8 protein-coding genes are annotated in these 6,640 nt (G+C 62.8%); 5 read left to right on the top strand and 3 right to left on the bottom strand.

Going from position 1 to position 6,640, the window contains the following annotated elements:
* Positions 1-138: 138 nt before the first annotated feature.
* Complete coding sequence (locus ACFO24_RS06910) at positions 139-1,080, bottom strand: hypothetical protein (protein ID WP_377737662.1); 942 nt, start codon at positions 1,078-1,080, stop codon at positions 139-141.
* Between the two features lie 265 nt (positions 1,081-1,345).
* Here ACFO24_RS06910 and ACFO24_RS06905 point away from each other — a divergent pair, with 265 nt between their 5' ends.
* The 5 genes from ACFO24_RS06905 (at position 1,346) to ACFO24_RS06885 (ending at position 4,184) form a co-directional block, all read left to right on the top strand.
* Entirely contained in the window at positions 1,346-1,927 is a 582-nt protein-coding gene (locus ACFO24_RS06905) for a histidine phosphatase family protein (RefSeq protein ID WP_377737661.1), read from the top strand.
* Positions 1,924-2,229, top strand: a complete 306-nt coding sequence (locus tag ACFO24_RS06900) for a hypothetical protein (protein ID WP_377737660.1) — start codon at positions 1,924-1,926, stop codon at positions 2,227-2,229. The genes ACFO24_RS06905 and ACFO24_RS06900 overlap by 4 nt, the downstream gene beginning before the upstream one ends.
* Positions 2,230-2,436 carry a hypothetical protein gene (locus ACFO24_RS06895; RefSeq protein WP_377737659.1) on the top strand — a complete coding sequence of 69 codons (207 nt, stop codon included), beginning with the start codon at positions 2,230-2,232 and terminating at the stop codon, positions 2,434-2,436.
* Positions 2,437-2,505: 69 nt separating this feature from the next.
* A complete protein-coding gene (locus ACFO24_RS06890) occupies positions 2,506-2,787 on the top strand; it encodes a hypothetical protein (protein WP_377737658.1) in 282 nt (93 codons plus the stop codon).
* On the top strand, positions 2,685-4,184 hold the full coding sequence (locus tag ACFO24_RS06885; RefSeq protein ID WP_377737657.1) for a putative bifunctional diguanylate cyclase/phosphodiesterase: 1,500 nt from the start codon (positions 2,685-2,687) through the stop codon (positions 4,182-4,184). Before ACFO24_RS06890 ends, ACFO24_RS06885 begins: the two co-directional genes overlap by 103 nt.
* Before the next feature lie 134 nt (positions 4,185-4,318).
* Here ACFO24_RS06885 and ACFO24_RS06880 read toward each other — a convergent pair whose 3' ends face one another.
* Positions 4,319-5,638, bottom strand: a complete 1,320-nt coding sequence (locus ACFO24_RS06880) for a hemolysin family protein (RefSeq protein WP_377737656.1) — start codon at positions 5,636-5,638, stop codon at positions 4,319-4,321.
* A gap of 18 nt (positions 5,639-5,656) precedes the next feature.
* Positions 5,657-6,493 carry an undecaprenyl-diphosphate phosphatase gene (locus tag ACFO24_RS06875; protein WP_377737654.1) on the bottom strand — a complete coding sequence of 279 codons (837 nt, stop codon included), beginning with the start codon at positions 6,491-6,493 and terminating at the stop codon, positions 5,657-5,659.
* Between the last annotated feature and the right edge of the window lie 147 nt (positions 6,494-6,640).

The following is a 6,640-nucleotide window of genomic DNA, read 5'->3' as shown; positions in this document are numbered from 1 at the left end:
CGCTCAAATCCGCGCCGCGATGCCCCGCTGCGCACGCCGTTGGCTACATGCGTGAAATATCCGGGCTAGCCCACTGCCTGACTCCCCCATGGGCTCGCCCATTCGCCCAGCGTGCCAAGCACCCAGGCAGCGCCCCATTCAGGCACAGTCAGCGCGGCCAATACTTCGGTGCTGGCGCTCAATGCCTCCATCGGCGCCTGCTGGCGGGGGGCGTAGCGCAAGGCTGCGCTGGGCATAAACACTTTCTAAAACGCTAGCGTTATCCATCAGTGGGATAAGGGTTTTTGCCATTTTTTCCCACTGGTTTTGCACCTGCTGCCATTGGGCTTGCCACAGCGCCAGGCGGTCACTGGCCGGGGCGTGCCGCACCGCCGTGTACCAATCCAAACTGCGGGTGCAGGCCACGGCCTCCAAAGCACGCACGCTTTGGCGCAAAGCGGCGCAGGCGGCCAGGGTGGTGCGCAGGTGGTCTGCGCCCAATTGCGGGATATACACTGCTGCGCGGGCCAGGGTGCGCTCTTGGGCCAGCACGGCGTTGAGCTGTGCCACCAGCGGCGCGTTGCGCTCGCGTTCAAATTCAGGCGCGTAGCAGACGGGAGAGGCCAGCTCGGCGCTGGAGGCGGCAAACATCGGCCACAGGCGGTTGGCTTCTGCCAGCACGTGGGCCAAGGGCTGGGCAGCCGCAGCCAGGCAGCCGCCGTGCGCCCCCAGGTCAAGCGCTTGCACCAGGCTGCGCCCATCGGCAAGGCCATCGGCCACCACGGGAATGCCCAGCACCGCCAAGGCGGTTGGCAATTCGTCCGCAGGCACCACCACCGCAGCAGCGCCCGCTTCTTGCGCCTGCAGGGCCTGCCAAGCAGAACGCGACTGCGCAAGCACCCATAGGCGTTTTTCGCACGGGCGGGTCTGTGCGCTGTGCCACTGCACGCCCAGGCAGGCTTGCCACACCGGCTCGCCATTTGCATCCCAGCCCACCCCGTGTACCACCGTGGCATCCCCAGACGGCGCAGCCACCACGGGCACGCGCCGCCCCAGCAGCTCAGAAAAATCGGTAGCAGGCAACACAGTGGGGCAGGACATCGGCAACTCCTCAACCATCGGTGCGCCCATGATGCAAAGTCTGCGCCGCGTGTGCTCACTGGCCCCGGCGGCACTGGCATTGGCAGCAGGGGTATGTACGCAGGGAAGGTGCGAAGGGGGTGTGCAAAGGGAGCCATCGTCAGGCCACTTTTATTCCTATTTTTGGGGGAACTACCGTAAACTTCGGCGCAATTACCAGACTTTTCATCCCCTTACATGCTGCGCAGCTTTTACCTTCTCCTCCTCAGCGTAACGCTCTGCGCCAATGCCCAGGCTGCCGGCCCCACCGCAGCCACCGCTGCGCATGTTGAGCAACTGCGCCAAGGCGGCTTGGTGGTGTATATGCGCCACGGCCCCAGCGATGCGCACCGCCCCGACCAATTGCCGCTGCAACTGGACAACTGCGACAGCCAGCCCCCTGTCCGAGGCCGGGCGGGCGCTGCTCAAAACCATTGGCCGCGACTTTGCCAAGCTGCAACTGCCGTACGCCGAGCTCATCATCAGCCCGTTTTGCCGGGTGCAAGAAAGCGCCCTGCTGGTGTTCAACCGCCCCGGCACCATCGACCCGGCGCTGCGCTACACCGCCGCCATGCCGGACGCTGAAAAGCAGCCCGCCGTGCAGCGCACGCGCCACTGGATTTCGTTGCCGGTGGCCAGCGCCGGGCACAACCGCGTGGTCATCGCGCATGGCCCCAACATTGCCGAACTCATGGACCACCTCCCGCCCGAGGGCGGCGTGCTCCTGTTTCGGCCCCTGGGCACGCAACACCCGGTGGGTTTTGAATACCTGGCCAGCATTGAGCCGCGCCACTGGCCCGCGCTGCTGCGCCAGCTGGCCCCATTATGAAAACCCCCCACCACCTGCTGCGCCTGTTGCTGTTGCCTTTTTTCCTGGTGGCCTTGGTCGCATTGGTGCTGATTTACACCACGCAAAGCCAGCTCAACCAGCAATTTGAGCTCACCCAACAGGCGCAATACGCTGACCTGCAGGTGCTACACAACGCCAGCCAATTTGCCGCCGACCTGGGGCAAATCCAGCAGCGCATGGAGCAAGCCTTCAGCGGGGCCCAAGATGCCAGCCTGGACGAATTGCAGCTCTACCGCATCCACAGCGGCATTGCCAACGACCTGCATACCCTGGGCCAGTAAGTGGCCCAGCTGGCCCAATCCACACTGGTGCAAGAGGCCAACCACGGCAGCGCGGCCGGTTTGCTGCGCGAGTTTGAAAACTACCGCCGCTTTGTCATCATGAGCACCGATGTCCTGGCGGTCGATCCGCGCGTGGCCAGCCGTTTTTGGGCGCAAGCACAGCGCCACTACAACGACTTTGCCCTCTTCGCCGCCCGCATTGAGTAGCGCCTGACGGACCGCGCCCTGCAGCGCAATGCGCAGCAAAGCCAAACCCACCAGCAACTGGCGCAACGCATGGGGGCCATTGGCCTGGGTGGGCTGGTGCTGGCCCTGGCCGCCAGCTACTGGCTGGCCCGGCGCACCAGCCTGCGCATGCAAAGCATTGCCGATGCGCTGGTGCAAATGGTGCATGCGCCGCACAGCCAGCCCAACTTGCTGCACATCCAAAACTGCACCAACAAAGCCATGGCCCGGTGCAGCAACTGGCCGGTGCGGTGCTGGCCTTTCGCCGTGCCTTGCAACGCCAGCACCAGGCCGAAGAGCAAGCCTTGGAGCTGCTGTTTTACGACTCCCTGACGCAATTGCCCAACCGCCGCCTGCTGCGCGAACGCCTGCAGCAGGCGCTGACCCGCCACGCCCCGCTGGCACTGCTGGCGCTGGATTTGGACGGCTTTCAGCACATCAACGACTCCTGCGGCCACCAGGTGGGCGACCAGGTTTTGCAAGCCGTGGCCCAGCGCCTGCGCACCACCACCCAGGGCTGTGAAGTGCTGGCACGCACTGGCAGCAACAGCTTTGCGGTACTGCTCACCGGCCTGGGCCACGCTGCCACCAACACCGCAGCCCAGGCCGAGCGCATGGCCGAGGCCATGCAAAGCGCCCTGGCCGAGCCGCTGCAGCTGCAGCACACCACCCACTACATCAGCGCCAGCATCGGCATCACCCTGTTCCAGGCCCCCTTGGGCAATCTTGACCTGCCGCTGCAGCACGCCGAAGCGGCCATGTACCAGGCCAAGACCGCTGGACGCGGCCTGGTGCGCTTTTTTGACCCCGACACCCAAGCCCGCATCGAGGCCCGCCTGCACCTGGAAAACGACTTGCGCCAAGCCATTGCCGGCGAGCAGTTGCGCTTGTTCTACCAACTGCAAGTCGATGGCCAAGGCCGCGCCTGCGGGGCCGAGGTGCTGTTGCGCTGGCAGCACCCGCAGCGCGGCATGGTCTCGCCCGGCGAATTCATTCCCCTGGCCGAGGCCAGCGACCTGATCTTGCCCATCGGCCTGTGGGTGCTGCAGGGCGCTTGCCAACAACTGCACGCCTGGGCGCAGCAGCCCCATTTGGCCGCGTTGAGCATCGCCGTCAATGTCAGCGCCAAGCAGTTTCGCCAGCCTGACTTTGTGCAGCAGGTCTGCCAGGCCATCGCCACCAGCGGTGCGCCCGCGCAGCGCCTGAAGCTGGAGCTGACCGAAAGCGTGGTGCTGGAGGAGGTGGAAAACACCATCGAAAAAATGGCCCAGCTGCGCGCCCTGGGCGTGCGTTTTTCCATGGACGACTTTGGCACCGGCTACTCCTCGCTGCAATACCTCAAGCGCCTGCCGCTGGACCAACTCAAAATCGAGCAAGGCTTTGTGCGCGACATTACCAACGACAGCAACGATGCGGCCATTGTGCAAACCATCATCGCCATGGGGCGCTCGCTGGGGCTGGAGGTGATTGCCGAAGGGGTTGAGACCGAAGCGCAGCACGCCTTTTTGAGCACCCACGGCTGCGACCTGTTTCAGAACGTGTTCATGATCTCGAATGAAGGTGCGGGGGATGCGGTTCGGGATGGGTTGCGAGGCGCAAACCACAGCAATAGCTTGGCTATTGCGAGGATTTGCAACGACGCAGACCGCCCGAAGCCGCGCCCGCACACCCATGAGGAGATCGTGAACACGTTCTCAGGGCTATCTGTTTGCCAAACCCCAACCGATTGACCAAGCCGAGCGCCTGCTGCAAGCGTGGCACAGCCACCCCGGAATTAAAATAAACTATAGCATTTAGCGCTTTTTATACGTCGTTTTTTATTAAAAAATCATAAAAAACGTTTATTTAAAAGCGCTTCAAGCTATTAATTTAAATCACCCTCCTGGGGCATGGGCAACTGCACGGCTTGCACTTTGTCGATGATCTTGCCGTCCATATCGACCACCTCAAACTCCCAGCCCTGCCAAACGACCTTGTCAGTTTCCGTCGGCAGGCGGCCTGTGAGCAGCATGAGCATGCCGCTCAGGGTTTGGTAGCGGCCCTTGTCTTCCTCGGGCAGGTGCTTCAGCCCCAGGCGGTCTTTGAGCTCAAAAATAGGAATGTGGCCATCAAGCAGCCAGCTGCCATCGCTGCGCTGCACGGCCCAGGCATCGGCGGGGTCTTCCGGGACAAATTCGCCGGTGATGGCCTCAATCAGATCGCGCAAATCCACCACGCCCAGCACCTCGCCGTACTCATCAATCACAAACGACAGACGCGCCCCGCAGGCTTTGAAATTTTCCAACAGCTCCAAGCCGGTGATGGTCTCGGGGATGTACACCGGCTTTTCCCACAGCGCCTGAAATTGCGCCAGGCTGCGCGGGCTTTGGTTTTGAATGACGTGCAGCAGCCATTGGCGGATATTGAGCACGCCCAGAATTTTTTCCAGATTGCCATCAATCACCGGAAAGCGCGTGTGCCCATGCGCCGCAATCAGCGCCAAATGGGTTTCAAAACTGTCGTTGATGTCCAGGCACACCACGTCTGAGCGCGGCACCATCAGCGAGGAAATCTGCCGATCGTCCAGCCGAAACAGGTTGCGCACCATGCGGTGCTCGTGCGCCTCAATCGCGCCGGAGGTGGTGCCCTCGGCCAAAACCGCGTGGATTTCTTCCTCGGTGACCGCTTGCTCCGCCGTCTCGCGCACCCCCAGCAGGCGCAGCACGCCTTGGGTAGAAAGCGAGAGCAAGACCACAAAAGGCCGCGTCACCTGCGCCAGCCACTGAATCGGGCGGGCCACCAGCCGGGCGATGGCCTCGGGGTTGGACTGGCCCAGGCGCTTGGGCACCAGCTCGCCAATGACGATGGATAAATAAGTAATCCCCACCACCGCCACGGCCGTGCCCACCGTGCTGGCGGTGCTGGCTGACAGACCCGCGTGCGCTTGCAGCCACTGCGCCATGGGCTGGGCCAAGGCCGCCTCGCCAAACACGCCATTGAGCACGCCAATCGAGGTAATGCCAATTTGAATTGTCGAGAGAAAGCGCGTGGGGTGTTCGCCCAGCGCCAAGGCGGCGGCGGCCGCACGGTCCCCCTCATCCAGGTATTTTTGCAGCCGTGCCTTGCGGGCCGTCACCAAGGCAATCTCGGCCATGGCAAACAGGCCATTCAACACAATCAGCCCAAGCAATATCAGCACTTGCATGGTGAGGCTTTCACAAAATTACTGCACCACCCCAGCGCCCAGGCCCAGCAGCAGCAAACTGCCCAGCACGATGCGGTACACCACAAACACGCCAAAGCCCTTGGTCGAAATCAGCCGCATGAACCAGACGATGACCGCATAGCCCACCGCAAACGCCACGCCCGTGGCCACCAGCGTCATGGCCCATTGCTCGCCACTCATGGGCTCGCGCTTGAACAACAGCATGTAAAAGCCCGACAGCAGCACCGCCGGAATGGCCAGCAAAAAAGAAAACCGCGCCGCAGCATCGCGCGTCAGCCCCAGCAGCAAGCCCACCGTAATCGTGCCGCCCGAGCGCGACACCCCCGGAATCAAGGCCATCGCCTGGGCCAAGCCCAGCAGCAGGCCATCTTTCACGGTCAGCTGGGCGATGCTGCGCGTTTGGCTGCCACGCCTTTCGGCCCAGGCCAAAATCACGCCAAACACAATCAGCATGATGGCCGTAAGCAACAGGGTGCGAAACGTCGTCTCAATCAAGTCGCGCAGCAGCAGCCCCAGCACACAAATCGGAATGGTGCCCAAAATCACCAGCCAGGCCACCTTGGCATCCACGCTCAGCGCCTCGCGCCCCAAGCGCGGCAGGCTGCGCCACCAGGCCAGCAGCATGCGCGTTACATCGCGGCGAAAGTAAATCAGCACCGCCAGCTCGGTGCCCAGCTGGGTAATGGCGGTGAAGGCCGCCCCCGGATCGCCGCCCCCCGGCAACAGCGGCCCCAGGATGCGCAAATGCGCGCTGGAAGAAATGGGAAGAAATTCCGTCAGGCCCTGCACCAGCCCCAACACCAGGGCATCCACCCAACCAAACGCGGCATACATAACAACAAGCGCCTTTCGCATCCATCAACGACAAATTCCCCCGCACCAAAGGGCCAGGAAGAGGGGGCCTAGTGTAGCGATGCCGCCAAGCGGGCGTGGTTGGATGGCTTGATCAGTATTTAAAAATACAAAATACGGCAAGCCTTA

The organism is Comamonas denitrificans, assembly GCF_042654745.1.
Taxonomy (GTDB): Bacteria; Pseudomonadota; Gammaproteobacteria; order Burkholderiales; family Burkholderiaceae_C; genus Comamonas; species Comamonas denitrificans.
Note: the sequence above shows the minus strand (reverse complement) of the source record. Positions and strands in the feature narration are given on the sequence as shown.

What these genes read in the sequence shown, in the direction of transcription:
- ACFO24_RS06910 (WP_377737662.1), bottom strand. Translation starts at nt 1,080, where the DNA reads ATGTCCTGCCCCACTGTGTTGCCTGCTACCGATTTTTCTGAGCTGCTG.
- ACFO24_RS06905 (WP_377737661.1), top strand. Translation starts at nt 1,346, where the DNA reads ATGCCCAGGCTGCCGGCCCCACCGCAGCCACCGCTGCGCATGTTGAGC.
- ACFO24_RS06900 (WP_377737660.1), top strand. Translation starts at nt 1,924, where the DNA reads ATGAAAACCCCCCACCACCTGCTGCGCCTGTTGCTGTTGCCTTTTTTC.
- ACFO24_RS06890 (WP_377737658.1), top strand. Translation starts at nt 2,506, where the DNA reads ATGGGGGCCATTGGCCTGGGTGGGCTGGTGCTGGCCCTGGCCGCCAGC.
- ACFO24_RS06880 (WP_377737656.1), bottom strand. Translation starts at nt 5,638, where the DNA reads ATGCAAGTGCTGATATTGCTTGGGCTGATTGTGTTGAATGGCCTGTTT.
- ACFO24_RS06875 (WP_377737654.1), bottom strand. Translation starts at nt 6,493, where the DNA reads ATGTATGCCGCGTTTGGTTGGGTGGATGCCCTGGTGTTGGGGCTGGTG.